This window comes from Streptomyces sp. NPDC004031 (genome assembly GCF_053604375.1).
Window position 1 is genome coordinate 57,223 of the sequence record NZ_JBSGHL010000032.1, and the last position, 25,239, is coordinate 82,461.

Annotated in this window: 29 protein-coding genes; 16 read left to right on the forward strand and 13 right to left on the reverse strand. The window is 75.0% G+C overall.

The window, feature by feature from the left end; translation table 11 throughout:
• The first annotated feature begins 7 nt into the window (after window positions 1-7).
• Both ACWERV_RS21100 and ACWERV_RS21105 read left to right on the forward strand, forming a co-directional pair.
• Entirely contained in the window at window positions 8-838 is an 831-nt protein-coding gene (locus ACWERV_RS21100; RefSeq protein ID WP_452935168.1) for a TIGR02452 family protein, read from the forward strand.
• A gap of 50 nt (window positions 839-888) precedes the next feature.
• Window positions 889-1,413, forward strand: a complete 525-nt coding sequence (locus tag ACWERV_RS21105) for a YbaK/EbsC family protein (RefSeq protein ID WP_398190255.1) — start codon at window positions 889-891, stop codon at window positions 1,411-1,413.
• A 93-nt stretch (window positions 1,414-1,506) separates the two neighbouring features.
• Here the strand turns inward: ACWERV_RS21105 and ACWERV_RS21110 are convergent, their stop codons facing one another.
• The 8 genes from ACWERV_RS21110 to ACWERV_RS21145 all read right to left on the reverse strand — a co-directional run bounded on the left by ACWERV_RS21110 (window position 1,507) and on the right by ACWERV_RS21145 (window position 8,317).
• Window positions 1,507-3,093 carry an alpha/beta hydrolase gene (locus ACWERV_RS21110; protein WP_452935172.1) on the reverse strand — a complete coding sequence of 529 codons (1,587 nt, stop codon included), beginning with the start codon at window positions 3,091-3,093 and terminating at the stop codon, window positions 1,507-1,509.
• A gap of 190 nt (window positions 3,094-3,283) precedes the next feature.
• A complete protein-coding gene (locus tag ACWERV_RS21115) occupies window positions 3,284-4,186 on the reverse strand; it encodes an urease accessory protein UreD (RefSeq protein ID WP_452935175.1) in 903 nt (300 codons plus the stop codon).
• Complete coding sequence (gene ureG, locus ACWERV_RS21120) at window positions 4,183-4,866, reverse strand: urease accessory protein UreG (RefSeq protein WP_452935177.1); 684 nt, start codon at window positions 4,864-4,866, stop codon at window positions 4,183-4,185. The genes ACWERV_RS21115 and ureG overlap by 4 nt, the downstream gene beginning before the upstream one ends.
• Window positions 4,867-4,881: 15 nt before the next feature.
• On the reverse strand, window positions 4,882-5,589 hold the full coding sequence (locus ACWERV_RS21125; protein WP_452935179.1) for an urease accessory protein UreF: 708 nt from the start codon (window positions 5,587-5,589) through the stop codon (window positions 4,882-4,884).
• Between the two features lie 6 nt (window positions 5,590-5,595).
• On the reverse strand, window positions 5,596-7,317 hold the full coding sequence (locus ACWERV_RS21130) for an urease subunit alpha (protein ID WP_452935180.1): 1,722 nt from the start codon (window positions 7,315-7,317) through the stop codon (window positions 5,596-5,598).
• A complete protein-coding gene (locus ACWERV_RS21135) occupies window positions 7,310-7,621 on the reverse strand; it encodes an urease subunit beta (RefSeq protein WP_398190276.1) in 312 nt (103 codons plus the stop codon). The genes ACWERV_RS21130 and ACWERV_RS21135 overlap by 8 nt, the downstream gene beginning before the upstream one ends.
• A gap of 9 nt (window positions 7,622-7,630) precedes the next feature.
• Entirely contained in the window at window positions 7,631-7,933 is a 303-nt protein-coding gene (locus ACWERV_RS21140; RefSeq protein WP_031513448.1) for an urease subunit gamma, read from the reverse strand.
• 93 nt (window positions 7,934-8,026) lie between these two features.
• Window positions 8,027-8,317, reverse strand: coding sequence for a type II toxin-antitoxin system Phd/YefM family antitoxin (locus ACWERV_RS21145; RefSeq protein ID WP_398190281.1), 291 nt, complete (start codon window positions 8,315-8,317; stop codon window positions 8,027-8,029).
• Window positions 8,318-8,375: 58 nt separating this feature from the next.
• Here ACWERV_RS21145 and ACWERV_RS21150 point away from each other — a divergent pair, with 58 nt between their 5' ends.
• The 3 genes from ACWERV_RS21150 to ACWERV_RS21160 all read left to right on the forward strand — a co-directional run bounded on the left by ACWERV_RS21150 (window position 8,376) and on the right by ACWERV_RS21160 (window position 10,378).
• Complete coding sequence (locus ACWERV_RS21150; RefSeq protein WP_452935184.1) at window positions 8,376-9,011, forward strand: ATP-dependent Clp protease proteolytic subunit; 636 nt, start codon at window positions 8,376-8,378, stop codon at window positions 9,009-9,011.
• A 5-nt stretch (window positions 9,012-9,016) separates the two neighbouring features.
• On the forward strand, window positions 9,017-9,331 hold the full coding sequence (locus ACWERV_RS21155) for a hypothetical protein (protein ID WP_398190288.1): 315 nt from the start codon (window positions 9,017-9,019) through the stop codon (window positions 9,329-9,331).
• Between the two features lie 546 nt (window positions 9,332-9,877).
• A complete protein-coding gene (locus ACWERV_RS21160; RefSeq protein ID WP_398190291.1) occupies window positions 9,878-10,378 on the forward strand; it encodes a C40 family peptidase in 501 nt (166 codons plus the stop codon).
• A gap of 18 nt (window positions 10,379-10,396) precedes the next feature.
• Here the strand turns inward: ACWERV_RS21160 and ACWERV_RS21165 are convergent, their stop codons facing one another.
• On the reverse strand, window positions 10,397-10,828 hold the full coding sequence (locus tag ACWERV_RS21165) for an ATP-binding protein (protein WP_452935187.1): 432 nt from the start codon (window positions 10,826-10,828) through the stop codon (window positions 10,397-10,399).
• Between the two features lie 359 nt (window positions 10,829-11,187).
• Here ACWERV_RS21165 and ACWERV_RS21170 point away from each other — a divergent pair, with 359 nt between their 5' ends.
• Both ACWERV_RS21170 and ACWERV_RS21175 read left to right on the forward strand, forming a co-directional pair.
• A complete protein-coding gene (locus tag ACWERV_RS21170; RefSeq protein ID WP_398190298.1) occupies window positions 11,188-12,081 on the forward strand; it encodes a helix-turn-helix domain-containing protein in 894 nt (297 codons plus the stop codon).
• Window positions 12,078-12,329, forward strand: a complete 252-nt coding sequence (locus ACWERV_RS21175) for a DUF397 domain-containing protein (RefSeq protein WP_398190301.1) — start codon at window positions 12,078-12,080, stop codon at window positions 12,327-12,329. The genes ACWERV_RS21170 and ACWERV_RS21175 overlap by 4 nt, the downstream gene beginning before the upstream one ends.
• 39 nt (window positions 12,330-12,368) lie before the next feature.
• Here the strand turns inward: ACWERV_RS21175 and ACWERV_RS21180 are convergent, their stop codons facing one another.
• Window positions 12,369-13,547: an 8-amino-7-oxononanoate synthase gene (locus tag ACWERV_RS21180; protein ID WP_452935189.1), complete on the reverse strand. Its 1,179-nt coding sequence runs from the start codon at window positions 13,545-13,547 to the stop codon at window positions 12,369-12,371.
• Between the two features lie 194 nt (window positions 13,548-13,741).
• Between ACWERV_RS21180 and bioB the strand changes: the two genes are divergently transcribed.
• From bioB to bioD, 3 genes are all read left to right on the forward strand, one after another.
• Complete coding sequence (gene bioB, locus ACWERV_RS21185) at window positions 13,742-14,935, forward strand: biotin synthase BioB (RefSeq protein WP_452935191.1); 1,194 nt, start codon at window positions 13,742-13,744, stop codon at window positions 14,933-14,935.
• Window positions 14,928-16,250, forward strand: coding sequence for an adenosylmethionine--8-amino-7-oxononanoate transaminase (locus ACWERV_RS21190; protein WP_452935194.1), 1,323 nt, complete (start codon window positions 14,928-14,930; stop codon window positions 16,248-16,250). Before bioB ends, ACWERV_RS21190 begins: the two co-directional genes overlap by 8 nt.
• Before the next feature lie 165 nt (window positions 16,251-16,415).
• Window positions 16,416-17,147: a dethiobiotin synthase gene (bioD, locus tag ACWERV_RS21195; protein ID WP_452935195.1), complete on the forward strand. Its 732-nt coding sequence runs from the start codon at window positions 16,416-16,418 to the stop codon at window positions 17,145-17,147.
• Window positions 17,148-17,178: 31 nt separating this feature from the next.
• Here bioD and ACWERV_RS21200 read toward each other — a convergent pair whose 3' ends face one another.
• Window positions 17,179-17,556: a fic family toxin-antitoxin system, toxin component gene (locus ACWERV_RS21200; RefSeq protein WP_398190319.1), complete on the reverse strand. Its 378-nt coding sequence runs from the start codon at window positions 17,554-17,556 to the stop codon at window positions 17,179-17,181.
• Window positions 17,553-17,780 carry an antitoxin gene (locus ACWERV_RS21205; RefSeq protein ID WP_398190322.1) on the reverse strand — a complete coding sequence of 76 codons (228 nt, stop codon included), beginning with the start codon at window positions 17,778-17,780 and terminating at the stop codon, window positions 17,553-17,555. Before ACWERV_RS21205 ends, ACWERV_RS21200 begins: the two co-directional genes overlap by 4 nt.
• A 130-nt stretch (window positions 17,781-17,910) precedes the next feature.
• Here ACWERV_RS21205 and ACWERV_RS21210 point away from each other — a divergent pair, with 130 nt between their 5' ends.
• From ACWERV_RS21210 to ACWERV_RS21220, 3 genes are all read left to right on the forward strand, one after another.
• Window positions 17,911-18,348, forward strand: a complete 438-nt coding sequence (locus ACWERV_RS21210; protein ID WP_452935199.1) for a GNAT family N-acetyltransferase — start codon at window positions 17,911-17,913, stop codon at window positions 18,346-18,348.
• A 406-nt stretch (window positions 18,349-18,754) separates the two neighbouring features.
• Entirely contained in the window at window positions 18,755-20,086 is a 1,332-nt protein-coding gene (locus ACWERV_RS21215; RefSeq protein WP_452935201.1) for a hemolysin family protein, read from the forward strand.
• The gene (locus ACWERV_RS21220; protein ID WP_452935204.1) at window positions 20,083-21,099 is read left to right on the forward strand and encodes a hemolysin family protein; all 1,017 of its coding nucleotides are present in this window, start codon (window positions 20,083-20,085) and stop codon (window positions 21,097-21,099) included. The genes ACWERV_RS21215 and ACWERV_RS21220 overlap by 4 nt, the downstream gene beginning before the upstream one ends.
• An 18-nt stretch (window positions 21,100-21,117) precedes the next feature.
• Here ACWERV_RS21220 and ACWERV_RS21225 read toward each other — a convergent pair whose 3' ends face one another.
• A complete protein-coding gene (locus ACWERV_RS21225; RefSeq protein ID WP_452935206.1) occupies window positions 21,118-21,828 on the reverse strand; it encodes an SDR family NAD(P)-dependent oxidoreductase in 711 nt (236 codons plus the stop codon).
• 103 nt (window positions 21,829-21,931) lie between these two features.
• Here ACWERV_RS21225 and ACWERV_RS21230 point away from each other — a divergent pair, with 103 nt between their 5' ends.
• From ACWERV_RS21230 to purB, 3 genes are all read left to right on the forward strand, one after another.
• Entirely contained in the window at window positions 21,932-22,771 is an 840-nt protein-coding gene (locus ACWERV_RS21230) for a helix-turn-helix transcriptional regulator (RefSeq protein WP_452935209.1), read from the forward strand.
• Window positions 22,772-22,844: 73 nt separating this feature from the next.
• Window positions 22,845-23,747: an SGNH/GDSL hydrolase family protein gene (locus ACWERV_RS21235; RefSeq protein WP_452935211.1), complete on the forward strand. Its 903-nt coding sequence runs from the start codon at window positions 22,845-22,847 to the stop codon at window positions 23,745-23,747.
• A gap of 44 nt (window positions 23,748-23,791) precedes the next feature.
• On the forward strand, window positions 23,792-25,225 hold the full coding sequence (purB, locus tag ACWERV_RS21240) for an adenylosuccinate lyase (RefSeq protein ID WP_452935214.1): 1,434 nt from the start codon (window positions 23,792-23,794) through the stop codon (window positions 25,223-25,225).
• The last annotated feature ends 14 nt before the right edge of the window (window positions 25,226-25,239 follow it).

Here is a 25,239-nt window from a genome sequence, read left to right on the forward strand (position 1 = left end):
GGGAACCGTGAGCGCACGACTGCGGAACATCGCGATGGAGAACCAGCGGTTCGTCGAGGACGGCGGCTACCCCGGGCCCGGCGGGCGGTGGGTCGGCCTCGGCGCCGTCGAGGCCGCGGCCGCCGGCACCCGGATGTTCGGCCCCGACCCGGTCCCCGTCCCCGAGACGGCTCCCGGGCCCGGCGCCCGCTGCACGGTCACCGGCGAGGACAGCCTGGCGGCCGCGCACCGGCTGGTCTCGGCGGGCGGCGGCCCCGTGGCGGTGCTGAACTTCGCCTCCGCGCGCAACCCGGGCGGCGGCTACGTCAACGGGGCGCAGGCGCAGGAGGAGGCGCTGTGCCGGGCCTCGGCGCTCTACTCCTGCCTGCTGCGCGCGCCCGGCTACTACGCCCACCACCGCGCGCACCGCGACCCGTTCTACTCGCACCGCGTCATCCACTCCCCCGCCGTGCCGGTCTTCCGCGACGCGCGCGGCGCGCTGCTGGACGAGCCGTGGGCGGCCGGCTTCCTCACCTCGCCCGCGCCCAACGCCGGGGTCATCGCGCGCACCCTGCCGGAGCGCACCGGCGAGATAGGCCCCGCGCTCGACGCGCGCGCCGAACGGGTGCTGGAGGTGGCGGTCGCCGAGGGCTACCGGCGGCTGGTGCTGGGCGCGTGGGGCTGCGGTGTCTTCGGCAACGACCCGGCGCGGGTGGCGGAGGCCTTCGCCGTCCTGCTGCGGCCGGGCGGGCGCTTCGCACGGGCGGTCGACGAGGTCGTCTTCGCCGTCCTCGACCGCCGCTCCGACTCCCCCACCCGCGCGGCCTTCGCCGCCGCCTTCGGCGCCACGCACGTCTGAACCCCCGTCACCGAACACCCTCCCGTACCCCGAGCGAAATCCAGGCGGTCATGAGCGAGATCCAGCAATCCCCGCAAGCAGCGCCCCAGCCGGACGAGCACGCCACCTACCACCGGCTGCTCGCGCTGCTGGAGGCGGAGGGCGCCGGCCACCGGATCGTCGAGCACGCCCCGGAGGGCGCGACCGAACTGGTCAGCGCGCTGCGCGGGAACACGCTCGCACAGGCGGCGAAGTGCATCGTGGTGATGGTCAAGGTCGGCAAGAAGACCACGCGCTACGTGCTCGCGGTGGTGCCCGGCGACCGGCGGGTCGACCTCGGCGCGGTCAAGGCGCTGCTGTCCGGCACGTACGTCTCCTTCGCCTCGCGCGACATCGCCGAGCGGCTCGCGGGCAGTGTGAGCGGCACCGTGCTGCCCTTCTCCTTCGACGAGAAGCTGGAGCTGATCGTCGACCCGGGGCTGCTGGAGCACGACACGCTCTACTTCAACGCCGCCCGGCTGGACCGCTCGCTGGCGCTCCCGGTGAAGGACTACGTGCGGATCGCCGCGCCCCGTGTCGAGGCCATCGCGCTCTGACGGCGCCGGACACGCCGCGGGCCGCCGCCCGCACCCGCGCGTGGGCGGGGGTGCGGGCGGCGGCCCGGTGAACGGCCTTACGCGGTGCGCCGGTTACGGCACGGGGGTGGCGTGCGGGCCGCACACCACGTCCTGCCGGTCCAGCGTGCCGTGCAGCAGGTAGTCGTCGACCCGGGAGTTGATGCACGGGTTGACGAGGTTGGTCACGCCGTGCGAACCGGCGCCCTGCTCGGTGATCAGCCGCGACCCGGTGAGCCGCCGGTGCGTCTCCAGCGCGCCGGTGTACGGGGTGGCGGCGTCCCTGGTGCTCTGGACGATCAGCACGCCGGGCAGCCCGCGGTGACCGCGGACGTCCACCGGGGTCTGCTGCTTGACCGGCCAGGTGGCGCACGGCAGGTTCATCCAGGCGTTGGACCAGGTCAGGAACGGGTACTTCGCGTTGAGCGCGGTGTTGTCCCGGTCCCACTTGTGCCAGCTGGTCGGCCACTTGGCGTCGGTGCACTCGACCGCGGTGTAGACGGCGTTGCCGTTCTCGCCGCTGGTGTTGCCCGCGGTGTCGGACGGGTCGGGGGCCGCCGCGTCCAGCATCGCCTGGGTGTCACCGCCCTGGTAGGCGCTCCACACCCCGGCCACGGTCGCCCATGTGGAGTCGTAGTACGGCGCGTTCTGGAAGAAGCCTAGCAGCTCGTTGGGGCCGACGACACCGCCGATCGGGTGCGCCTTGGCCGCGGCGCGCAGCGCCTCCCACTTCGCCTCGACCTGGGCGACGGTGCTGCCCAGGTGGTAGACGGAGTCGTACTTGGCGACCCAGGTCTCCCAGTCGTTCCAGCGGCCCTCGAAGGCGACGTCCTGGTCCAGGTTGTTCTGGTACCAGATCTGGTCGCGCGACGGGTTGACCACGCTGTCGATGATCATCCGGCGCACGTGCGTCGGGAAGAGCGTGGCGTAGACCGAGCCGAGGTAGGTGCCGTAGGACACGCCGAGGTAGTTCAGCTTGTCCTCGCGCAGCGCGGCCCGGATGACGTCCAGGTCGCGGGCGGTGTTCGGGGTGGTCATCTGGGAGAGCATCGCGGCGCCGGTCCGCTCCAGGCAGCCGGCCGCGTACTCGGCGGCCAGCTTGCGCTGCGCCTGCTTGTCGGCGTCGCTGTCCGGCACCGGGTCGGCCTTGGGCGCCTGGGCGTAGTCCGCCGGGTCCTCGCAGGAGATCGGCGCCGAGTGGCCGACACCGCGCGGGTCGAAGCCGACGAAGTCGTACGCCTTGGCCGTCTTGGTCCACAGCGGGGCCGTGGTGGTGAGCCGCACCGGGAAGCGCAGGCCGGAGCCGCCGGGGCCGCCCGGGTTGTAGATCAGCGAACCCTGGTGCTCGGCCTTGGTGCCGGTGGCGACGGCACGGTCCACCGCGAGCTTGACGGTGGCGCCGAACGGCTTGCGGTAGTCGACCGGCACGGTGACCCAGCCGCACTGCACGGGGGTGGCGAGCCCCCAGCTAGCCGGACAGTCCGCCCAGCTGACACCGGTGCGCCAGGCGCTCGCGGCGGCGATGGCGACGCCGGCCGACTCCGGCACGGTCACCTGGGACGGAGTGCGGTGGTGCGCGGGTCCCGCGGTCGCGGCCGGGGCCGCGGCGACGACTCCGGCGATCAGGGCGCCGGTGGAGACGAGCACGATGGTGCGTCTCACGTCGAAACTCCCCCTCTCCTCCGTGGCTTGTGGCCACGGTGATCACTGTGATCAGAAGCGAATCCTTTCCCCTGTGGAGCTGCTGTGAACAGGCTGGGAGAGTGATTCTTCATCAAAGCGTGATTTCCGCCCGGCAGGGTGCGGTCCGACCGGGTGACGGCACGTCATCGCTCCACGCGGCCGGGCGTGTTCACCGCCCCGACGCCTCCGCCAGCGCCGCGGCCGCGGCGGTGAAAGCCGCGCGCGGACCCGCGGAGGTGAGCAGCAGGCCGGGGCCCGCCAGCTCGGTGAGCGAGGTCAGCGGCGGCAGCGCGGCGGCGGGCGGCGGCTCGGGCGCCGGCACGACGAGCAGCTGGCCGAGCGTGCGGTACGGGCCGAGGACGGCGGGCCCGTCCCAGCCGGGCGGCGCCCCGGGTCCGACGTCCAGCTCCTGGTCGAGCAGCGGGCGGCCGCCGTACGTGACGGTGAGCCGGGTGCGGAGCCTGCCGGGCGGCTCGGCGTGCCGGCCGAGCACCAACTCCTCGCGCAGCACCAGCCGGGCACCGGGGGCGAGGACGACCCGGGTCGTCATCCGCAGGTCGCTGCCGCACGCGGCGATCAACGGCTCGGGCAGCCAGTGCAGTTCGGCGTCCGCGCCGACCGTGAGGCGTACGTCGTAGTGCGCGGGCCGGCCGTCACGGCCGGGCAGCGAGACGGTCGCGGCGGACGCGTCCACGAGCAGCCGCGCACCCGCGGCCGCCTCGGCCTCGATCCGCAGCCGGTCTCCGCCGATCGGCGCGCTCATGGCCCCCACGACCGTGACCCGCGCCCATCCCTCCCGCTCGGCGCGGGTACGCCGCAGCGCCAGCGGCCCGCCCCCGGCGAGCAGCGGCAGCACGGTGCCGCCCCGCCCGTCCCCTTCCGCGCGGATCCGCGCGGTGGCACTGACCGCACCCGCCGAACCGGCACCCCCGGTGGCGCCGCCGCCCGCGGCCCGGCCGGTCCCCGCCGTCCGGACGGGGGCGGCGGACGCGGGCACGGGCCGGTCCGCCCCGGTCTCGGGCGCGGGGCCGTCCGCGCTGCCCGCGGGGGCGGAGGCGGTGGTCGTGGTCATGCGGTCCAGGCCGCGAGGCGCTCGCCGACCCATGCGGCGACCGGGGCGATGCCGTCGCCGCGTGCGACGGAGGTGAAGACGACCGGCAGTGCGCCGCGCTGGGCGGCGGCGTCGCGGGCCATCCGGTCCAGGTCGGCGCCCACGTGCGGGGCGAGGTCGGTCTTGTTGACGACCAGCAGGTCGGCGGTGGTCACCCCGGGACCGCCCTTGCGCGGGATGTCGTCGCCGCCCGCGACGTCGATCACGAAGATCTGCGCGTCGGCCAGGCCCCGGGAGAAGGTCGCGGTGAGGTTGTCGCCGCCGGACTCGACGAGCACCAGGTCCAGCGGCCCGACCGCGTCCTCCAGGTCCTCGACGGCTTCGAGGTTGGCGGAGATGTCGTCGCGGATCGCGGTGTGCGGGCAGGCCCCCGTCTCGACGCCGACGATCCGCTCGGGCGGCAGCACCGCGTTGCGCAGCAGGAAGTCGGCGTCCTCGCGGGTGTAGATGTCGTTGGTGACGACACCGATGGCGAAGCGTTCGCGCAGCACCCGGCACAGCGCGGCCACGGTCGCGGTCTTGCCGGAGCCGACCGGGCCGCCGAGCCCGATCCGCAGCGCGCGGCGGCGGCCGTCGGGGCGCAGCGGCTCGGCGGAGTGGGAGTGCCGCTGGGGGAAGACCTCGGGGTGGTCACGGTGCATGAGGGGCTCCGGGGGTCAGGAGGCGAACAGCCGTACCGGCCAGGCCGCGTGCTGCTCGGCGGCGATGTCCGGCAGCGGTGCGGAGGCGGCGGGCAGGGCGGTCGGGCCGTGGGTGCGGGCGCGTTCGGCGGCGCGGGCGGCGTCGTCGGCGACGGCGTCGATGTGCGGGGTGAGGGCGGCGAGGACTCCGGCGGCGTGGAAGGGGTCGAGGCCGAGCAGCCGTACGGCGGCCCCGGCCGGGCCGGTCACGGCCTCGTACGCCGCCGCGCGGGCGGCGTCGGCGGGGCCCAGACCGGCGGCCCGCGCGACCAGGCCCAGCACGACGGGCTGGTGGGCGCCGCGCGGCCGGGCCGCGGCGAGTTCGTCCAGCGCGGCGGAGGGCCAGGTGGCGCGGGCGGCCCGGGTGAGCTGGCGGCCCAGCCGCCGGGAGGCGGTGCGCAGCGCGCGCGAGGGCGTCCGGGCGTCGGCCGCGTCGTCGAGGCCGAGCGGGTCGAGTCCTGCGGCCGCCGCCGCGGCCAGTGCGGCGGCGACCAGTCCTGTGGTGTGCAGCCGGCCGCGGCAGTAGTCCGCGAGGCTGTCCGGGTCGTGCACCCGGCCGTCGGCGACGGCGGCCTCGGCGCCGCCGGAGTGCGCGTGGCCGCCGGCCGGGAAGCGGCCGTCGCAGAGCAGCAGCAGGGCGGCGAGGGCTCCGGTGCCCGCGGGCGCGGACGCGTCGGTCGTCATGGCGGCTCAGAAGAGGAAGTAGCGCTGGGCCATGGGCAGTTCGGCGGCGGGTGCGGCCTCCACCGGTTCGCCGTCGATCGTGACCGTGAAGGTGTCGGGGTCGACGCGCACGTCCGGCAGCGCGTCGTTGCCGCGCATGTCGGCCTTGGTGACGGCCCTGGTGCTGCGGGCGGCGGCGAAGGGCTTGGCGAGGCCGAGCCGTTCGGGCAGCCCGTCGTCGAGCGCGGCCTGGGTGACGAAGGTGACGGAGTTGGCGGCGGGCGCCGCCCCCGTACCGCCGAACATCGGCCGGGGCAGCACGGGCTGCGGGGTCGGGATGGAGGCGTTGGCGTCGCCCATCTGGGCGTACGCGATCTGCCCGCCCTTGAGCACCAGGTCCGGTTTGACGCCGAAGAAGGCGGGGTCCCACAGCACCAGGTCGGCGAGCTTGCCGGGTTCCACCGAGCCGATCTCGTGGTCGAGGCCCTGCGCCACCGCCGGGTTGATGGTGTATTTGGCGACGTAGCGGCGGGCCCGGTGGTTGTCGGCGGGGCCGTCGCCGGGCAGGGCGCCGCGGCGGCGCTTCATGACGTGCGCGGTCTGCCAGGTGCGCAGCGCGATCTCGCCGATGCGGCCCATGGCCTGGGAGTCGGAGCTGATGATGCTGATCGCGCCCAGGTCGTGCAGCACGTCCTCGGCGGCGATGGTGGACGGGCGGATGCGGGACTCGGCGAAGGCGAGGTCCTCGGGCACCGCGGGGTTGAGGTGGTGGCAGACCATCAGCATGTCGAGGTGCTCCTCGACGGTGTTGACGGTGTGCGGCCGCGTCGGGTTGGTGGACGACGGCAGCACGTTGGGGTGCGCGACGACGGTGATGATGTCGGGCGCGTGCCCGCCGCCCGCGCCCTCGGTGTGGTAGGCGTGGACACCGCGCCCGGCGATGGCGGCGAGGGTGTCCTCGACGAATCCGGCCTCGTTGAGGGTGTCGGTGTGCAGCGCGAGCTGCGCCCCGGACTGCTCGCAGACCCGCAGGCACGCGTCGATCGCGGCGGGTGTGGCGCCCCAGTCCTCGTGGATCTTGAAGCCGAGCGCGCCCGCCCGCAACTGGGCGTGCAGCGCGTCGGGGTTGACGGTGTTGCCCTTGCCGAGCAGCCCGACGTTGACCGGGAAGCCCTCCAGCGCGGCGAACATCCGCGCCAGGTGCCAGCCGCCGGGGGTGACGGTGGTGGCCTTGCTGCCCTCCGCGGGGCCGGTGCCGCCGCCGAGCACGGTGGTCACGCCGGAGGAGAGGGCCTGCGGTATCAGGGTGGGCGAGATGAAGTGGACGTGCGCGTCGATCGTCCCGGCGGTGAGGATCCGGCCGTTGCCCGCGATGATCTCGGTCTCCGGGCCGATGACGAGGCCGGGGTGGACGCCGTCCATGGTGTCGGGGTTGCCCGCTTTGCCGAGCGCGGTGATCCGGCCGTCGCGCAGCCCCACGTCGGCCTTGACGACGCCCCAGTGGTCGAGCACGACGGCCCCGGTGATCACGGTGTCCGGCGCGCCCTCGGCGCGGGTGGTGCGGGCCTGGCCCATGGACTCGCGGATGACCTTGCCGCCGCCGAACACGGCCTCGTCCCCGGCGAGTCCGGGGCCGCCGGCGAGGTCGCGCTCGATCTCGATCAGCAGGTCGGTGTCGGCGAGCCGGATGCGGTCGCCGGCCGTGGGGCCGTAGAGGTCGGCGTAGCGGGGGCGGGTGAGTTCAGCCATCGAGGGCTCCGGCGACCTGGCCGCGCAGCCCGGGGACGACCCTGGCGCCGGCGATCGGCACCAGCGCGACCTCGGCGGGGATGCCGGGCTCGAAGCGCACGGCGGTGCCGGCCGGGACGTCCAGCCGCAGCCCGCGGGCGGCGTCCCGGTCGAAGTCCAGGCCGGGGTTGGCCTCGGCGAAGTGGTAGTGGGAGCCGACCTGGACGGGCCGGTCGGCGGTGTTGAGCACCGTGAGCCGGGTGACCGGGCGGCCGGCGTTGAGTTCGACGGGCGCGTCACCGTACACGATTTCCCCCGGGATCATGCCGCCTCCTCAGACGATCGGCTCGTGGACGGTGACGAGCTTGGTGCCGTCCGGGAAGGTGGCCTCGACCTGGACGTCGTGGATCATCTCGGGGACACCGTCCATGACGTCCGCGCGGGTCAGGACGGTGCGGCCGGTGCGCATCAGCTCCGCGACGCCGCGTCCGTCCCGCGCGCCCTCCAGGATGTGCGCGGTGATGAGCGCGACCGCCTCGGGGTGGTTGAGCCGCAGCCCGCGGGCGCGGCGCCGCTCGGCCACGTCGGCCGCGACATGGATGAGCAGGCGTTCCTGCTCGTGAGGGGTCAACCGCACCACCGCACCTCGCCATCTCCGGCCCGTTTCCGGGCAGTTCGGGGCCTGGGGCGCGAGGTTACGGCGGCGGCGTTTCGGGCGCGTTAACCCCTGTTACGGGCGGCGGTCACCCGGGGTGGGCCCGCGGTGCTCGGCGACGATGCCGAACCTGCGGCGTTCGCCCGTGGCGGACGGGGGCGTGGCCGCGGTGGTGACCGCGACGATCGGCCGCTCGTCGGCGGCGGCGTCGAGATCGCGCAGTCGTTGCAGGTCAGCGGCCGACACCAGGGCCACCAACGGCTTGCCGTGCCGGGTCAGCACCACCTGCTCACCGCCGTAGACCACGCGGTTGATGAGCTCGGCGAGCTCTGCTCGCGCTTGTGTCACCGGGACGTCATGGGTCATGCTCCCCATCATAACGACCTGTACGTCCTGTACATTTTGTACGCACGGAGGTGCCCGCATGATCCGTCCCACCGCCCGCTACGTGCTCCCGGAGTTCACCGAGCGCAGCAGCAGCGGCACCCGCACCACGGACCCGTACTCCAAGCTGCTCCAGGAGCGGATCGTGTTCCTGGGCACCCCGATCGACGACACGTCGGCCAACGACGTGATGGCGCAGCTGATCCACCTGGAGAGCGCGAGCCCGGACCAGGACATCCACCTGTACATCAACTCGCCGGGCGGATCCTTCTCCTCGATGACCGCGATCTACGACACGATGCAATACGTCACCTGCGACGTCGCGACCGTCTGCATCGGGCAGGCGGCGTCGGCCGCGGCGGTGCTGCTGGCGGCCGGGGCGCCGGGCAAGCGGATGATCACCCCGTACGCCCGGATCCTGATCCACCAGCCGTCCATGGGCGACGTGGTGCAGGGCGACGTGTCGGACCTGGAGATCCAGGCCAACGAACTGCTGCGCACCCGCGACAAGCTGGAGGCGCTGCTGGTGCGCCACACCGGGCAGGAACCGGAGCGGATCCGGGCGGACATCGAACGCGACAAGGTCTTCGACGCCGCGTCCGCCGTCGGCTACGGCCTGGCGGACCGGCTGACCAACAGCCGCAAGACCAACGGCCCGGCCACCGGCGCGCGGTGAGGCCGGTGCGCCCGGAACCGCCGCCGCTGCCGGCGCTCACCCGCTCCGAGGGCGAGCTGATCGACTGCTACCTGGAGGTCGTCGACCTGCTCGGCCGCGTCAACCCCTCGCGGACGGCCGACACCTACGGGGCGCTGCGCGCCGCGCAGGCGCTCGTCGGGCGGGCGCTGGCGCTGCGCGAGGCGCTGACGGTGATGCACCTGCGCGGCGAGACCGAACTCCACCACGCCACGCTGGGACGGGCGCTGCGGGTGCTGGACGGCGAACGCCGGTCCTCGCTCGCGGTGGTGGCGCCCGAGCCCGAGCCGCCCGCGCCGTAGCACCCGCCGCGCGGTGCCGGCCGCCGGGCCGCCGGACCTGCCGCGCCGTCACTCAGCGGCGCGGCCCTCCCCTTGTCGGCCGAACCGCCCCTCATCCCGTCGGCCCAGCGGCGCGGCGCCGGCGCGGGGCGCCGCGGTTGCGCGGCCACCTTCGGGGTGCGGGTCAAGAGCGCAGGTCACAGCGGTCTGCGTGAGCGGCGGTCACCGGAAGGGAGCAGCGCCGCCACCCGGTCGGAGCAAGCGTGACGAGGGTCACACCGGGCGTTTCCGACCGGGTACGGGCGTGCCGTGTGCGTCACGATCCGTGGTGACGACAAGCCCCCGCCGCCGTGGCGGGGCGGTCCGCACGGACGCCGAGTCCCGCCGGCGTGCGGATGCCAGGTCGACACGAGTGCAACGGCGGGAGCGGAGGACCCACGCACGACGGGGCCGGGCCCGGCATCACGGGACCGCCCCTTGGGGTGAAGCCGCAGCACGCGGCCGGGCATCTTCGCCTGCCCGAACCCGACAGGTCATCCTTCGCAGGCCGACGACGAAGGGTTGCGCATGACCGCGCCTGTCGCACGTTCCGCATCCGCACGTTCGGCGTCCGCACGGCTGTCCCGGCTCGGGGCCGCGTCCGTGCTCACCGCCGCCGCCGTCGCCGTACCGTCCCTGCTGCCCGGCGCCGTCCAGCAGGCCGAGGCCGCGACGACGGGGGTCCGGGCCCTCGGGGTGGCCGCCTCCAAGAAGGGCTCCCTCTACCAGTGGGGCGCCACCGGGCCCTCCCGCTTCGACTGCTCGGGCCTGACCCTCTACTCCTTCCGCAAGGCCGGCAAGCGCCTGCCACGCACCGCCGCCGCCCAGTACCGCAGCATCCGGCACATCTCCGCGTCCTCCCGGCACATCGGCGACCTGGTCTTCTTCCACAGCGGGTCGTCCGCGTCCTCGGTCTACCACGTCGGCATCTACGCGGGCGGCGGCGAGATCTGGCACGCCCCGAAGACCGGCGCCCGGGTCCGGCTGGAGCACATCTGGACCCGCAGCGTCTGGTACGGGCGGGTCTGACCACCCGCGGGCGCGGGCTCAGCCGACCGGGACGGCCCAGGGCAGCATGATCCAGACGGTCTTGCCGCCGTCGTCGGTCGGGGTGACCCGCAGGCTGCCGCCGGACTCGGCGGTCAGGTGCCGGATGATGACCAGCCCGCGGCCGTTGTCCTGCTGCTGCGGGCACACCGTGGCCTGCCGCGGCCAGCGCGGATGGCTGTCGGTGACGCCGATGTGCAGCTGCTCGGACCGCTCCAGGCGTACGTCGACGGTGAAGGTCGGCGACAGGCCGGAGGTGTGCAGCACGGCGTTGGTGGCCAGTTCGGACACGATCAGGCGCACGGTGTCGACGGCCGGGGCGCCCGCGGGCAGTCCCCAGTCGGAGAGCAGCGCGCAGACGTACCGCCTGGCCGCCGTCACCGAGGCGGGTTCGCTCGGCAGGGTGACGGACGCTTCCTGAAGATCTGCCATGGCGACGCTTCCCTTTCCCGCCGTGACCTGGCTCCGGTGCGCACCATGCGGCAGCGGGGCGGGAATTGGGCCGCCCTCCCACGCGCCGGGTTCGCGCCAGAATGCACTCATCGTGCCGCCAATGCGGGCGCCGCACAGCGGTCTGCATATATCTGTCGCTCAAAACGGTGAACTCTGCCGCGGGAGAACGCACGTGGTCGGCAGACTGTCGTATCGGGGAGAAGAGGACAGAACGCGACCGGCAGCCGTATTGCCGCGAACGGGACTCATGAAGGCCCGTGCGGCGGCGCGGGCAGCACCGCCAGGAAACCCGGTGGCCCGCAGGACGGCGGGCGCCGCAGCGAGGAGGCCGAGAGGACATGGAACGAGTGCCCGCCGTACGCCGGCGCCGACTCGGCGCGGAACTGCGCCGGTTGCGCGACCTCGCGGGGCTCACCAGCGGGGAGGCCGCCCAGCGGGTGGGGTGGCACCAGTCGAAGGTGAGCCGCATCGAGACCGGCCACAGCAGCGTCCGCGCCGAGGACGTCAACCTGCTGCTCGACGCCTACTCCGTACGTGACCGCGATGTTCGCGACCTGCTGCACACCCTTGCCGGACACGGCCACCAGCGCGGCTGGTGGCACGACTTCCGCGAGGTCCTGCCGGTGGAGTACCGCGACTTCATCAGCCTGGAGACGGGCGCCACCCGGGCCAGGTCGCTGGAGACCACGGTGGTGCCGGGCCTGCTCCAGACCCCCGGTTACGCCCGTGCGCTGACCCGCGACGTGCTGCCCCAGCTGAGTCCGCGCGAGGTCACCGCGCTGGCCGAGGTGCGCATCGCCCGGCAGGCGGTGCTGCTGGAGCAGAACCCGCCGCTGGAGCTGAGCGCGGTGCTCGACGAGGCGGTGCTGCGCCGCGGTGTCGGCGGCCCGGAGGTGATGGCCGGTCAGCTGCGCTGGCTCGCCCGCGCGGCCGAACTCCCGCAGGTTTCCCTGCAGGTGCTGCCATTTGCCGCGGGCGGGCACATAGGGGTGACGGGGTCTTTCGTCATCTTCTCCTTTCCGCGCATTGCAGATCTGGACGTGGTTGTTCTCGACCATCTGACGGGTAGTCTCTGTGTCGATCGGAAAGAAGACATCGCCGCTTACACCGCCGCGTTCGCCCGATTGTGTGATCGCGCGCTCCCCTGTGCGGAATCGGCTGCGATGATCACGGAAATCGGGACGGAGTTCTCGCGGTTGCAGCGGCGCACTAAGGAGGCACCGACAGCATGACTGCGCGAATCCCGGCGGCTCACGAGCCGCACGCCCACGTTCCGTCCAGCCTGGCGCTGGACGTCGCCTGGCGGCGCAGCAGCCACAGCACGGCGGCGAACAACTGCGTCGAGACGGCCCGGCTGGCCACCGGGCCGGTGGCGGTCCGCGACTCCAAGGACACCGCCGGACCGGCCCTCCTCTTCCCGCCGGGGGCGTGGACCTCGTTCGTGGAGGCCGTCACCACGGGGGCGCTCACGGCCCGTTAGCCTCACCGAGCACCGGCGGATCCGTACCCGGCGGGTCCGTCAGGCGCGGACCGCCCCGGCCGGCGCGGTCGCGACGATCGTGCCGGCCGCCGCCGCGATGTCGGCCGGGGACAGCGCCGCGTTGGCCGTCACCCGCAGCCGGGAGATGCCGTCGGGGACGGACGGCGGGCGGAAGCAGCCCACCGCGAGCCCCGCGGCACGGCAGTCGGCGGCCCATCGCACCGCGGCCGCGGGCGAGGGGGCGCGGACCGAGACGACGCACGCGTCCGGCGCCGTCGCCTCCAGCCCCGCGGCGGTGAAGCGGCGGTGGAAGTCGCGGGCCGCGCCGAGCGCGCGGTCCGCCCGCGCGGGCTCGCGCCGCAGCAGCCGCAGGGCGCCGAGGGCGGCCCCGGCGGCGGCCGGTGCGAGCCCGGTGTCGAAGATGAACGTCCGCGCGGTGTTGACCAGATGGTCGACGACGGCCGCGGGGCCCAGCACCACACCCCCCTGGGAGCCCAGCGCCTTGGACAGCGTCGCGGTGCACACCACGTCCGGCGCGCCCGCGAGGCCCGCGGCGTGCGCGGAGCCGCGCCCGCCCGGCCCGAGGACCCCGAGCCCGTGCGCGTCGTCCAGCAGCAGCGCGGCCCCGTGCCCGCGCGCGGCGGCGGCGAGCGCGGGCAGCGGCGCCGCGTCGCCGTCCACCGAGAAGACGGTGTCGCTCACGACGACGGCCCGCCCGGCGTGCCCGCCGAGGGCCTTGCGCACGGCGGCGGGGTCGGCGTGCGGGACGACCTCGGTGGCCGCCCTGGACAGCCGGCAGCCGTCGATGAGGGAGGCGTGGTTGGCCGCGTCGGAGACGATGAGGCCGCCCGGCCCGGTGAGCGCGGTGACCGCCGCGAGGTTGGCGGCGTAGCCGGAGGCGAGCACGAGTGCGGCCTCGAAGCCGGTGAAGTCGGCCAGCTCCGCCTCCAGTTCGGCGTGCAGCGCGGTGCTGCCGGTGACGAGCCGGGAGCCGGTGGCCCCGGCGCCCCACCGCACGCACGCCTGCGCGCCCGCCGCGGTGACCTCGGGGTGCAGGCTCAGGCCGAGGTAGTCGTTGCCGGCGAGGTCGAGCAGGTCCGGGTCCGCGGCCCGCGGCCGCAGTTCGCGGCGCAGGCCCGCGGCCTCGCGTACGGCGGCCTGTTCGGCGATCCAGCCGAAGGGGCCGGGATGCCCGGCGGCGGGCGGTGTGCTGGTCACGGCGGTCCTTCGGGGTGCGGGGTGCGGTTAGGGCGCGGGGCCTGCCGGTGGGCGGCGCCCGCGGCGAGGGGCCTCACCCTGCAACGTACTGGCCCGCAATCGGGCACAGGGTGTGGTGATGCACACACCCGCGGCCACCGCTGTTGTACGGTCCGTCCTTGGCTCGGGGCGGCCGGGTAGGCGAGTATCCCCTCATGGATCTGCTGACCGCACTGGTGGACAAGGGGCTGCGCCGCGAGCTGCCCACCCGGGACGAGGCGCTCGCCGTACTGGCGACGTCCGACGACGAGCTGCTCGACGTGGTGGCCGCGGCGGGCCGGGTGCGCCGCAAGTGGTTCGGCCGCCGGGTCAAGCTCAACTACCTGGTCAACCTCAAGTCCGGGCTGTGCCCCGAGGACTGCTCGTACTGCTCGCAGCGGCTCGGCTCGCAGGCCGGGATCCTCAAGTACACCTGGCTCAAGCCAGAGCAGGCCGCGGCCGCGGCGAGCGCCGGGGTGGCGGGCGGCGCCAAGCGGGTGTGCCTGGTGGCGAGCGGGCGCGGGCCCACCGACCGGGACGTGGACCGGGTCTCGGAGACCATCGCCGCCATCAAGGAGCAGAACGGCGAGGTCGAGGTGTGCGCGTGCCTTGGCCTGCTGACGGGCGGCCAGGCCGACCGGCTGAAGGCGGCCGGCGCGGACGCGTACAACCACAACCTCAACACCTCGGAGGGCACCTACGGGTCCATCACCACGACCCACACGTACGCCGACCGGGTGGACACCGTGCAGCAGGCCCAGGCGGCCGGGCTCTCGGCGTGCTCCGGGCTCATCGCGGGCATGGGCGAGAGCGACGCGGACCTGGTGGACGTGGTGTTCGGGCTGCGCGAACTGGACCCGGACTCGGTGCCGGTCAACTTCCTGATCCCCTTCGAGGGCACCCCGCTGGCCAAGGAGTGGAACCTGACCCCGCAGCGCTGCCTGCGGATCCTGGCGATGGTCCGGTTCGTGTGCCCGGACGTGGAGGTACGGCTCGCGGGCGGGCGCGAGGTGCACCTGCGCACGATGCAGCCGCTCGCCCTGCACCTGGTCAACTCGATCTTCCTGGGCGACTACCTCACGAGCGAGGGCCAGGCGGGCCAGGCCGACCTGGACATGATCGCGGACGCCGGCTTCGAGGTGGAGGGCGCGGACACCACGACGCTGCCCGCCCACCGCTCCGCCGGGCTGTGCGGCGCGCACGACGGCGGCTGCGGGGGCTGCGGCGACACCGCGTGCGCCGACGCCCACGGGGAAGCGCCCGCGGCGGCGCCGGAGGAGGCGGCCGCACCGGCCGTGCCGGGCGCGCGCACGGACCTGGTCGCGGTACGCCGCCGGGGCGCGGGAACGGACCTGCCGCCCAATGCCTGAGCCCGCGCCCACCGGCCCGGACCTGCCCGCCGAGGTACTGCTCGACCTGGACCGCGCACACGTCTGGCATCCGTACGGGCCGATGCCCGGCCGCCAGGAACCGCTGGTCGTGGCGTCGGCCGAGGGCGTACGGCTGCGGCTCGCCGTGCCCGCGCAGGGGCAGGGCGAGCTGGTCGACGGCATGTCCTCGTGGTGGTCGGCGATCCACGGCTACCGGCACCCGGTGCTGGACGCGGCCGTGCGCGACCAGCTCGGACGGATGAGCCATGTGATGTTCGGCGGCCTCACCCACGAGCCCGCCGTCCGGCTCGCCGCCCGGCTGGTGGAGATCACGCCCGAACCGCTGCGGCACGTCTTCCTGGCCGACTCCGGCTCGGTGTCGGTCGAGGTCGCGGTCAAGATGTGCCTGCAGTACTGGCGTTCGCTCGGCCGCCCCGAGAAGCGCCGGCTGCTGACCTGGCGCGGCGGCTACCACGGCGACACCTGGCAGCCGATGTCGGTGTGCGACCCCGAGGGCGGCATGCACCACCTGTGGTCGGGGGTGCTGCCCGAGCAGGTCTTCGCCGAGCAGCCGCCGCCCGGCTTCGACGCCGACCCGGACCCGGCCTACGCCGGGCGGCTGCGCGCGCTGGTCGCGCGGCACGCGCACGAGCTGGCGGCGGTCGTCGTGGAGCCGGTGGTGCAGGGCGCGGGCGGCATGACCTTCCACTCCCCCGGCTATCTGCGGGTGCTGCGGGAGGCGTGCGACGAGCACGGGGTGCTGCTGGTGCTCGACGAGATCGCCACCGGCTTCGGCCGCACCGGAACGCTCTTCGCGGCCGGGCACGCCGGGATCGCGCCCGACGTGATGTGCGTCGGCAAGGCGCTGACCGGCGGGTATCTGACGATGGCGGCGGCGCTGTGCACCACCGCGGTCGCCGAGGGCATCTCCCGCGGCGAGGTGCCGGTGCTCGCCCACGGCCCGACCTTCATGGGCAACCCGCTGGCCGCAGCGGTCGCGAACGCCTCGCTGGACGTGCTGCTCGGGCAGGACTGGGCGCAGCAGGTCAAGCGGATCGAGACGGGCCTGCGCGACGGCCTCGCACCGGCCGCGGAACTGCCCGGCGTACGGGACGTACGGGTCCTCGGCGCGATCGGCGTGGTGCAGCTCGACCACGAGGTGGACATGGCCGCCGCGACCCGCGCCGCGGTGCGCGCCGGGGTGTGGCTGCGGCCCTTCCGCGACCTGGTCTACACGATGCCGCCCTACGTGACCGGCGACGAGGACCTGGCGCGGATCTGCGCCGGGGTGCGGGACGCGGCCCTGGCCGGGTGACCTCCCCCGGGGGCCGCGGGCAAACGGGTGACTGCCGGGTGAAAACCTGCCGGAAGCCGGATGGGAAGGGCGCGGCGGGGCAGGGTGCCCCGAGCCGCGGAGGATCCGGGGCGCCCGGCCGCTTCGGCGGACCGGCGCGAGACGACGAGGAACGGAGCGACACCCATGGCCATCGTGGTCATCACCGGTACGGACACCGAGGTCGGCAAGACGATGACGACCGCGGCCGTGGCCGCCGCGTCCCTGGCGCAGGGGCTGAGCGTCGCGGTGCTCAAGCCCGCGCAGACCGGGGTGGCCGAGGGCGAGCCGGGCGACGCGGCGGAGGTGGCCCGGCTCGCGGGCGCGGTCACCGCGGTGGAACTGGCCCGCTACCCCGAGCCGCTGGCGCCCGCCACCGCCGCGGCCCGCGCCGGGATCCCGGCCGTCGGGCCCGCGGACATCGCGGAGGCCGCCGCCAAGCTGTCCGCCGTCCACGACGTGGTGCTGGTGGAGGGCGCGGGCGGGCTGCTGGTCCGCTACGACGAGAAGGGCAGCACGCTCGCCGACGCCGCCGCGCTCATCCGCGCCCGGGTGCTGCTGGTGGCGCGGCCGGGCCTGGGCACGCTCAACGCCACCGCGCTGACCGCGGAGGCCCTGGCCAAGCGCGGCCTGAGCTGCGCCGGGGTGATCTTCGGCAGCTGGCGCGGCGAGCCGGACCTCGCCGAGCGCTGCAACGTCGCCGACGTCCCCGAGGCCGCGGGGGCGCCGCTGCTCGGGGCGCTGCCGCAGGGGGCGGGCGCGCTGTCCCCCGCGGCCTTCCGCGCCGCCGCGCCGGAGTGGCTCGCGCCGCAGCTGGGCGGTACGTGGGACGGGGAGGCCTTCGCGCAGGTCTACGCGGCGCCGGCGTTCGCCTCCTGAGGCGGGACCGGGGCGGCGGGGCCGGGGCGGGTCAGGCCGGGACGGTCCAGCCGCGCAGTTCCTCGGCGATGCGGTCGACGCCGGCCGACCCGTCCTTGACCAGCCGGGCCAGGTCGCGGACCCGCTCGGGCGTGGTGCTCACGTGCTGCCCGCCGGCCACCAGGTAGGCGTACGCGACGGCGGTGGCGAAGAGCGCGTTGGAGCGTTCGAGGGCGGGGACGTGCAGCAGCAGCTGGAGCAGGGAGGCCGCGCGGACGTGGTCGTCGGGGTAGACGGGCACGCCGAAGATCTCGGCCTTGTGCCTGCCGACGGCCGCGACCAGCGCGCCCCAGTCGGTGACCAGGGGGTCGCCGGGGGTGTTGTGCTCGGCGACCATCAGCAGCCAGGCCAGATCTATGGTCAGGCTCAACGCGGGCTCGTGTCCCTGTCGCCGAACTCCTCCGCGAAGACCGCCTCGTACTCCTTCATGAAGTCCGCGGCGGCCTGGACGAACGCCCTGCCGCTCTCGCCCTCGTCGCGGCGGACCAGTTCCTCGATGTAGCGGTTCACGCTGATGCCGCGCTGCGAGGCGCGTTCCCTCGCGGTCTCCGCGGTGGCTTCGTCCACCCGCACGTTCAACTGGGTCTTGGCCATGGCACCACGCTAGCGCCGTGGCGCTAGTAGCGGCAAGGCCACCGGTCCCCCGCGCTGCCGCCCGCCAACCCCCGCGGCCGCCGTCTCGCATCCCGGAATTGCGGGCCGGGGGCAGCGGGCCGGTGATGGGATGCCGGGCATGAGCAATCCCCTGATCAGGGCCGCCGTCCCCGCCGACGCGGCAGGCGTGCTGGCCTTCTGGCAGGTGTCCGCCGAGGGCACCAGCATCACCGACGACGAGGCCGGGGTCAGCCGGCTCATCGCCACCGACCCGGGCGCGTTGCTGCTCGCCGAGCGCGACGGAGAGCTGGTGGGCACGGTGATCGCGGGCTTCGACGGATGGCGCTGCCACCTCTACCGGCTGGCGGTGCACCCCGGCGCGCGCCGCCAGGGCCTCTCCCGCGTGCTGCTGGACGCGGCCGAGGAGCGCTTCCGCGCGCTGGGCGGGCGGCGCGGTGACGCGATGGTGCTGGAGCGCAACGAGCGCGCCCACCACGCCTGGCACGCGGCGGGCTACGCGCCCGAGCCGCAATGGCGCCGCTGGACGAAGCCGCTGCGCGAGGCGTGAGCCGCTGAGGGAACCGTCCCGCCCGGCCGCGGGAGGGTGGGGACCTGCGCGGCCCGGACGCCCGGCATCGGCATCGGCATCGGCATCGGCATCGGGGCGTTCCCGCGGCCGGGGCGCCGGACGTCACCGTCCGGACAGCGCCTGCGGCGGGCCGGGGCCGCCGGCCGCGGGCGGGTGGGGACCTGCGCGCGGCCCGGGGCGCGGGCAGCCGAGCGGCGTCCGCGAGGGGCCCGGGGCGCGGGCCGCAGGCAGCCGGACAGCAGGCGCGGCAGCGGCAGCAGCAGCGGCACCAGCCGTGAGCGGCAGGGGATGCCCGCCGGGCGTGGGCCCGGCCGTGCCGCGCCCGTACGGCGCACGCCGGGTGCGCCGGGGCGGGCGGTGGCCGACGATGGGGGCGAGGTGTCCGATGACCGAAGCGCTGCTCCTGCTGCTGGCCCTGCTCCTCAGTCTCGCCTGCGGCGTCTTCGTCGCGGCGGAGTTCTCGCTGACCACGATCGAGCGCGCGGAGGTGGAGCGCGCCGCGCGGGACGGTGAGCGGGGCGCGGCCGCGGCGCTCGCCGGGGTGCGGTCGCTGACCGTGCAGCTGTCGGGGGCGCAGCTCGGGATCACCGTCACCGGGCTGATCATCGGCATGCTGTCCCGCGGCTCGATCGCCGAGCTGCTGCGCGGCCCGCTGCGGGCCGCCGGGCTCGGCGGCGGCGCCGCCTCGTCGCTAGCGCTGGTGCTGGGCACGGCGCTGTCGACGGTCGTGCTGATGGTGGTCGGTGAACTGGTGCCGAAGAACTGGGCGATCTCCCGGCCGCTGCCGGTCGCCAAGGCGGTCGCGGGCCCGCAGCGCGCCTTCACCGCGGCCTTCGGCCCGCTGATCCGGCATCTGAACAACACCGCCAACCGGGTGCTGCGCCGGATGGGCCTGGAGCCCGCCGAGGAGCTGGCGTCGGCCCGCGGCCCGCAGGAGCTCAAGGCGCTCGCCCGGCACTCGGCGAAGGCGGGCGCGCTGGAGCCGGACTCCGCCGAGCTGTTCGTCCGCACGCTGGGTCTCGCCGATCTCACCGCCGAGAACGTGATGACGCCGCGGGTGCAGGTCACCGCGCTGGAGGCGCAGGCCACGGCCGCGGACGTCGCGAACGCCACGCGGGCCACCGGGCTGTCCCGCTTCCCGGTCTTCCGCGGCACCCTCGACGCGGTGATCGGCACCGTGCACATCAAGGACGTGCTGGCCGTGCCCGCCGCCCGCAGGGACCGCACCCCGGTCACGGACCTGCTGCGGGACGCGCTGCTGGTGCCCGAGTCGCTCGCGGTGGACCGGCTGCTGGACCGGCTGTCGGGGGCGCGCGCGATGGCCGTCGTCATCGACGAGTACGGCGGCACGGCGGGCGTCGCCACCCTGGAGGACATCGTCGAGGAGGTCGTCGGCGAGGTGCAGGACGAGCACGATCCGCTCCAGCAGCCCGACCTGCTCTTCGTCCGCGAGGAGCCGGACGGCCGGCGCACGTACCGGGCGGACGGCGCGACGCGCACCGAGGACCAGCTGGTGCGGATCGGGCTGCGGGTGCCGGACGGCCCGTACGAGACGCTCGCCGGGCTGGTCGCCGAGCGGCTCGGCCGCATCCCGGTGCGCGGCGACCGGCTCCGGCTGGACGGCTGGCTGGTGGAGGTCGAGGACGCGTCGGGGCACCGGGCGGCGCGGGTGCGGCTGGTGTCCCCGCCCCCCGGGCCGGGGGAAGCGCGCCGATGACGGTCGTCCAGCTGCTCGTGGGGCTGCTCACGCTGGTGGTCAACGCCTTCTTCGTCGGCGCCGAGTTCGCGCTGATCTCGGTGCGCCGCGACCAGGTGGCCGCCGCCGCGGAGGAGGGCGACCGGCGGGCGGCGCGGGTGCTGTGGGGGCTGGAGCACCTGGCGCCGCTGCTGGCCGCCGCCCAGCTCGGCATCACGGCGTGCACCCTGGTGCTGGGCATCGTCGCGGAGCCGGCCATCGCGCATCTGCTGGAGCCGGTGCTGCACGCCATGGGCGCGGCGCAGGGGGCGATCCATGTGATCGCCTTCGTGGTGGCGCTGGCGCTCGCGACATATCTGCACATGCTCTTCGGCGAGATGGTCCCGAAGAACATCGCGCTGGCCGACCCGGTGCGCTCCGCCCTGCTGCTGGGGCCGCCGCTGGTGGGCTTCACCCGCGCGCTGCGGCCGGTCATCTTCGGGATCAACGCGCTGGCGAACGCCGGGCTGCGGCTGCTGCGGGTGGAGCCGCGCTCGGAGGTGGCCGCGGTCTTCTCGGACGACGAGCTGGCCGCGATGGTCGCCGACGCAGGCGCCGCGGGGCTGCTGGACCAGCGGGCCACCGGGCGGTTGCGCGAGGCGCTGGACCTGGGGCGCAGGCCGGTCGGGCAGATCGTGCTGCCCGCGGACCAGGTGGTGCGCGCCTCGCTCGGCATCACCCCGGACGGGCTGGAGGCGCTGGCGGCCCGCTCCGGCTTCTCGCGCTTCCCGGTCGCGGACGGGGACGGGCGGGTGCTCGGGTACCTGCACGTCAAGGACGCGCTGGACGCCGAACCGCGGGACGCCGCCTTCCCCCGGGAGGCGCTGCGCCCCATCACCCGGGTCGGCGCGGCGACCCCGCTGGACGACGTGCTGACGGCGATGCGGGCGGCCAGCGCCCACCTCGCGGCGGTCGTGGACGCCGACGGCCGCGGGGTGGGGCTGGTCACCATGGAGGACGTGCTCAAGCGGCTGGTCGGCCCGGGACGGGTGTGAGCCGGGCCCCGCGGCGCGTCACCAGGGAAGCGTGCCCTCGGCGTCGAAGAAGCCGCCGGTGGGGCCGCCGGGACCGGTCTGCGCCATCCGCACGATGATCTCGGCGCCCTGCTCGACGCTCTGCCCGCCCCGCTTCCCGTTGAGGTCGGTCGCGGTGTAGCCGGGCTCGACGGCGTTGATCCGGATCTGCGGGAAGGCCTTGGCGTACTGCACGGTGAGCATGTTGACCGCGGCCTTCGACGCCGGGTAGGCGACGCCGGGGTAGGCGTACGCGTGGGTGCCGGGATCGCTCACCCGGGTCAGTGAGGCAAGTCCGCTGCTGACGTTGACGACGACCGGGGCGGCCGACCGCAGCAGCAGCGGCAGGAAGGCGCGGGTGACGCGGACGAGGCCGAGGACGTTGGTGGCGAAGGTCCCTTCCACCATCGCCGGGGTGAGGCCGGCCGCGCCGGTGACGGCGCCGTCGGCGGCCATCTCCTGCTGGATGCCGGCGTTGTTGACGAGGACGTCGAGGCCGCCGGCCGCCTCGATCGCCGCGGCCGCGGCCGCGACCGACGCGTCGTCGGTGACGTCCAGCAGGACGGCGGTGGCGCCCAGCTCCGCGGCGGCCGCCCGGCCCCGCTCCGCGTCCCGGCAGCCGAGGTAGACGGTGTGGCCCGCGGCCACCAGCCGGCGGGCGGCCTCCCGGCCGAGGCCCTTGTTCGCTCCGGTGATCAGTGTCGCTGTCATGCCCCCACGGTGCGGCGGCGCGGTGGCCGGCTGCCAGCGCCCCCGGCTTCCTGGGACCGGCAGTACCAGGACGGACGGCCCGCGGCGGTGCGACAGTGGGGGCATGGCGACCACGGAATTCGGGCACACACTGCGGCGCTGGCGGGACCGCGTCTCACCGGAGTCGGCCGGGCTCGCGGCGGGCGGCCACCGGCGGGCGGCCGGGCTGCGCCGCGAGGAGCTGGCGATGCTCGCCGGGATCTCCGTCGACTACATCACCCGGCTGGAACAGGGCCGCTCGGCCAACCCGTCGGAGCAGGTCGTCGAGGCGCTGGGGCGCGCGCTGCGGCTGTCGGGCCCCGAGCGCGAGCAGCTCTTCCACACCGCGGGCCTGGTGCCGCCGGGCCGCGGGACGGTGCCCGCGTACATCCCGGCGAGCGTGCAGCGGCTGCTGGACCGGCTGTCGGGGACGCCGGTGGCGGTGTCGGACGCGGCCTGGACGCTGCTGCTCGCCAATCCGCTGCACAACGCGCTGATGGGCGAGTTCCACGGCAAGGAGCGCAACGCGGTGTGGCGGCACTTCCTGGGCCAGGGCAACCCCCGGGTCGTGCACAGCGCCCGGTCGCTGGCCACGCTGGAGGCCGCGCAGGTCGGCGCGCTGCGGACGACCGCCGGGCGCTACCCCGCCGACCAGCGGCTGGCGCGCCTTATCGCGGAGCTGCGGGCGGGCAGCGAGCGCTTCGCGCAGCTGTGGGACTCGCGGGAGGTGGGCGAGCACGACGGGTCGCGCAAGACCGTCGACCACCCGGAGCTGGGCCTGATGACGCTGGACTGCGACCTGCTCAGCGTCGAGGGCAGCGAGCTGCGCATCATGGTCTTCACCGCGGAGCCGGGCACCGAGGACGCCGAGAAGCTCGCGCTGCTGTCGGTCATCGGCACCCAGAAGCTCAGCGACACCCCGTAGCACCTCCGGGCGGCCCCCACGCAGCCCCCGCGGGCCATGGCGGGCGGCGCCCGGCGGATAGGATCGCGCCGCGATGGAAAGCGACACGACTGACACCCCCGCGGAGATCTCCGCCGACCCGGCCCCGGGCGTCCCCGCGGCGCCCCGGCCGTACCGCAGCTTCGTCGCCCTCGGCGACTCCTTCACCGAGGGCATGTCGGACCTGCTGCCCGACGGTACCTACCGCGGCTGGGCCGACCTGCTGGCCGCGCGCCTGGCGCAGCTGCCGGGCGCGGAGGCCGGCGACGCGGGCTTCCGCTACGCCAACCTCGCGGTGCGCGGCAAGCTGATCCGGCAGATCGTCGAGGACCAGGTGGACGCGGCCGCGGCGATGCGCGCGGACCTGGTCACCCTGGTCGGCGGGCTCAACGACGTGCTGCGCCCCGGCTGCGACGTCGACGCGGTCTGCGCGCACCTGGAGGACGCGGCCGGGCGGCTCGCGCCGTCCTGCGGGCAGCTCGTGCTGATGCGCAGCCCGGCCCGCCGCGGCCCGGTCGCCACCCGCTTCCTGCCGCGCATGGAGCAGCTGTTCGCCTTCGTCGAGGACCTCGCGACCCGGCACGGCGCCGTCGTGGTCGACCTGTACGGGGCCGAGGTGCTCGGCGACCCGCGGATGTGGGGCGAGGACCGGCTGCACCTGACCGCGGAGGGCCACGAGCGGGTCGCCGAGGCCGTGTGGCAGACCCTCGGACTGCCCGCGACAGGCGACTGGCAGGCGCCGCTGCCGCCCGCGGTGCGGCCCGGCTGGGCCGCCCGGCGGCTGGCCGACGCGTCCTTCACCCGCCGCCATCTGCTGCCGTGGATCGGCCGCAGGCTGACCGGCCGCTCCTCCGGCGACGGCCGCCCGGCCAAACGCCCCGACCTGCTCCCGTACGGACCGGCCCTGCCCGCGCCCGAACCGCCCGCGGCGCCGCTGCCGTCCGAGGCCGGGCACTGAGCCGGCCGGACCGGCGGCAGGCCCGCGACCAGTAGAATCAGCGCGTGACAGCCAAGCCGCGTATCCCGAACATCCTCGCCGGCCGCTATGCCTCCACGGAGCTGGCCGCCCTGTGGTCCCCCGAGCAGAAGGTGGTGCTCGAACGCCGGCTGTGGCTGGCCGTGCTGCGCGCCCAGGCCGATCTCGGCATCGAGGTGCCGGAGGGGGCCGTCGCCGACTACGAGCGGGTCCTGGAGCAGGTCGACCTGGGCTCGATCGCCGAGCGCGAGAAGGTCACGCGGCACGATGTGAAGGCCAGGATCGAGGAGTTCAACGCCCTGGCCGGGCACGAGCAGATCCACAAGGGCATGACGTCCCGCGACCTGACCGAGAACGTCGAGCAGCTGCAGATCCGGCTGTCCCTGGAACTCGTGCGGGACCGCACGGTCGCGGTGCTGGCGCGCCTCGCGCAGCTCGCCGGACAGTACGCGGAGCTGGTCATGGCCGGCCGCTCGCACAACGTGGCGGCGCAGGCCACCACGCTCGGCAAGCGCTTCGCGACCGCGGCCGACGAGCTGCTGGTGGCGTACGAGCGGGTCGAGGACCTGATCGCCCGCTACCCGCTGCGCGGCATCAAGGGCCCGGTCGGCACCGCGCAGGACATGCTGGACCTGCTGGGCGGCGACAGCGGCAAGCTCGCCGAGCTGGAGCAGCGGATCGCCGCGCACCTGGGCTTCTCGCGCGCCTTCACCTCCGTCGGCCAGGTCTACCCGCGCTCGCTGGACTACGACGTGGTCAGCGCGCTGGTGCAGCTCGCGGCGGCGCCGTCGTCCACCGCGAAGACGATCCGGCTGATGGCCGGGCACGAGCTGGTGACCGAGGGCTTCAAGCCCGGCCAGGTCGGCTCGTCCGCGATGCCGCACAAGATGAACACCCGCTCCTGCGAGCGCGTCAACGGCCTGATGGTGATCCTGCGCGGCTACGCCTCGATGACCGGCGAGCTGTCCGGCGACCAGTGGAACGAGGGCGACGTGTCCTGCTCGGTGGTGCGCCGGGTCGCGCTGCCCGACGCCTTCTTCGCCTTCGACGGGCTGCTGGAGACCTTCCTGACGGTGCTGGACGAGTTCGGCGCCTTCCCCGCGGTCGTGGCCCGCGAGCTGGACCGCTACCTGCCCTTCCTGGCCACCACCAAGGTGCTCATGGGCGCGGTGCGGGCGGGCGTCGGCCGGGAGATCGCGCACGAGGCGATCAAGGAGAACGCGGTGGCCTCGGCGCTGGCGATGCGCGAGCAGGGCACCGAGCGCAACGAGCTGCTGGACCGGCTCGCCGCCGACGAGCGGATCCCGCTGGACCGCGCGGAACTGGACGCGCTGATGGCCGACCGGCTGTCCTTCACCGGCGCCGCCGCCGGACAGGTCGCCGACGTCGTACGGCGGGTCGAGGACGTCGTCAAGGCGCGTCCCGAGGCGGCGGCCTACCGCCCGGGGGCGATCCTCTGACGTCCGCGCCGGCC

What these genes read in the sequence shown, in the direction of transcription:
- ACWERV_RS21115 (WP_452935175.1), bottom strand. Translation starts at nt 4,186, where the DNA reads ATGACCACGACCACCGCCTCCGCCCCCGCGGGCAGCGCGGACGGCCCC.
- ACWERV_RS21210 (WP_452935199.1), top strand. Translation starts at nt 17,911, where the DNA reads ATGCCGGGCATGAGCAATCCCCTGATCAGGGCCGCCGTCCCCGCCGAC.
- ACWERV_RS21170 (WP_398190298.1), top strand. Translation starts at nt 11,188, where the DNA reads ATGGAACGAGTGCCCGCCGTACGCCGGCGCCGACTCGGCGCGGAACTG.
- ACWERV_RS21230 (WP_452935209.1), top strand. Translation starts at nt 21,932, where the DNA reads ATGGCGACCACGGAATTCGGGCACACACTGCGGCGCTGGCGGGACCGC.
- ACWERV_RS21130 (WP_452935180.1), bottom strand. Translation starts at nt 7,317, where the DNA reads ATGGCTGAACTCACCCGCCCCCGCTACGCCGACCTCTACGGCCCCACG.
- bioD (WP_452935195.1), top strand. Translation starts at nt 16,416, where the DNA reads ATGGCCATCGTGGTCATCACCGGTACGGACACCGAGGTCGGCAAGACG.
- ACWERV_RS21175 (WP_398190301.1), top strand. Translation starts at nt 12,078, where the DNA reads ATGACTGCGCGAATCCCGGCGGCTCACGAGCCGCACGCCCACGTTCCG.
- ureG (WP_452935177.1), bottom strand. Translation starts at nt 4,866, where the DNA reads ATGCACCGTGACCACCCCGAGGTCTTCCCCCAGCGGCACTCCCACTCC.
- bioB (WP_452935191.1), top strand. Translation starts at nt 13,742, where the DNA reads ATGGATCTGCTGACCGCACTGGTGGACAAGGGGCTGCGCCGCGAGCTG.
- ACWERV_RS21215 (WP_452935201.1), top strand. Translation starts at nt 18,755, where the DNA reads ATGACCGAAGCGCTGCTCCTGCTGCTGGCCCTGCTCCTCAGTCTCGCC.
- ACWERV_RS21145 (WP_398190281.1), bottom strand. Translation starts at nt 8,317, where the DNA reads ATGACCCATGACGTCCCGGTGACACAAGCGCGAGCAGAGCTCGCCGAG.
- ACWERV_RS21225 (WP_452935206.1), bottom strand. Translation starts at nt 21,828, where the DNA reads ATGACAGCGACACTGATCACCGGAGCGAACAAGGGCCTCGGCCGGGAG.
- ACWERV_RS21220 (WP_452935204.1), top strand. Translation starts at nt 20,083, where the DNA reads ATGACGGTCGTCCAGCTGCTCGTGGGGCTGCTCACGCTGGTGGTCAAC.
- ACWERV_RS21135 (WP_398190276.1), bottom strand. Translation starts at nt 7,621, where the DNA reads ATGATCCCGGGGGAAATCGTGTACGGTGACGCGCCCGTCGAACTCAAC.
- ACWERV_RS21125 (WP_452935179.1), bottom strand. Translation starts at nt 5,589, where the DNA reads ATGACGACCGACGCGTCCGCGCCCGCGGGCACCGGAGCCCTCGCCGCC.
- ACWERV_RS21235 (WP_452935211.1), top strand. Translation starts at nt 22,845, where the DNA reads ATGGAAAGCGACACGACTGACACCCCCGCGGAGATCTCCGCCGACCCG.
- ACWERV_RS21190 (WP_452935194.1), top strand. Translation starts at nt 14,928, where the DNA reads ATGCCTGAGCCCGCGCCCACCGGCCCGGACCTGCCCGCCGAGGTACTG.
- ACWERV_RS21150 (WP_452935184.1), top strand. Translation starts at nt 8,376, where the DNA reads ATGATCCGTCCCACCGCCCGCTACGTGCTCCCGGAGTTCACCGAGCGC.
- ACWERV_RS21205 (WP_398190322.1), bottom strand. Translation starts at nt 17,780, where the DNA reads ATGGCCAAGACCCAGTTGAACGTGCGGGTGGACGAAGCCACCGCGGAG.
- ACWERV_RS21165 (WP_452935187.1), bottom strand. Translation starts at nt 10,828, where the DNA reads ATGGCAGATCTTCAGGAAGCGTCCGTCACCCTGCCGAGCGAACCCGCC.
- ACWERV_RS21160 (WP_398190291.1), top strand. Translation starts at nt 9,878, where the DNA reads ATGACCGCGCCTGTCGCACGTTCCGCATCCGCACGTTCGGCGTCCGCA.
- ACWERV_RS21105 (WP_398190255.1), top strand. Translation starts at nt 889, where the DNA reads ATGAGCGAGATCCAGCAATCCCCGCAAGCAGCGCCCCAGCCGGACGAG.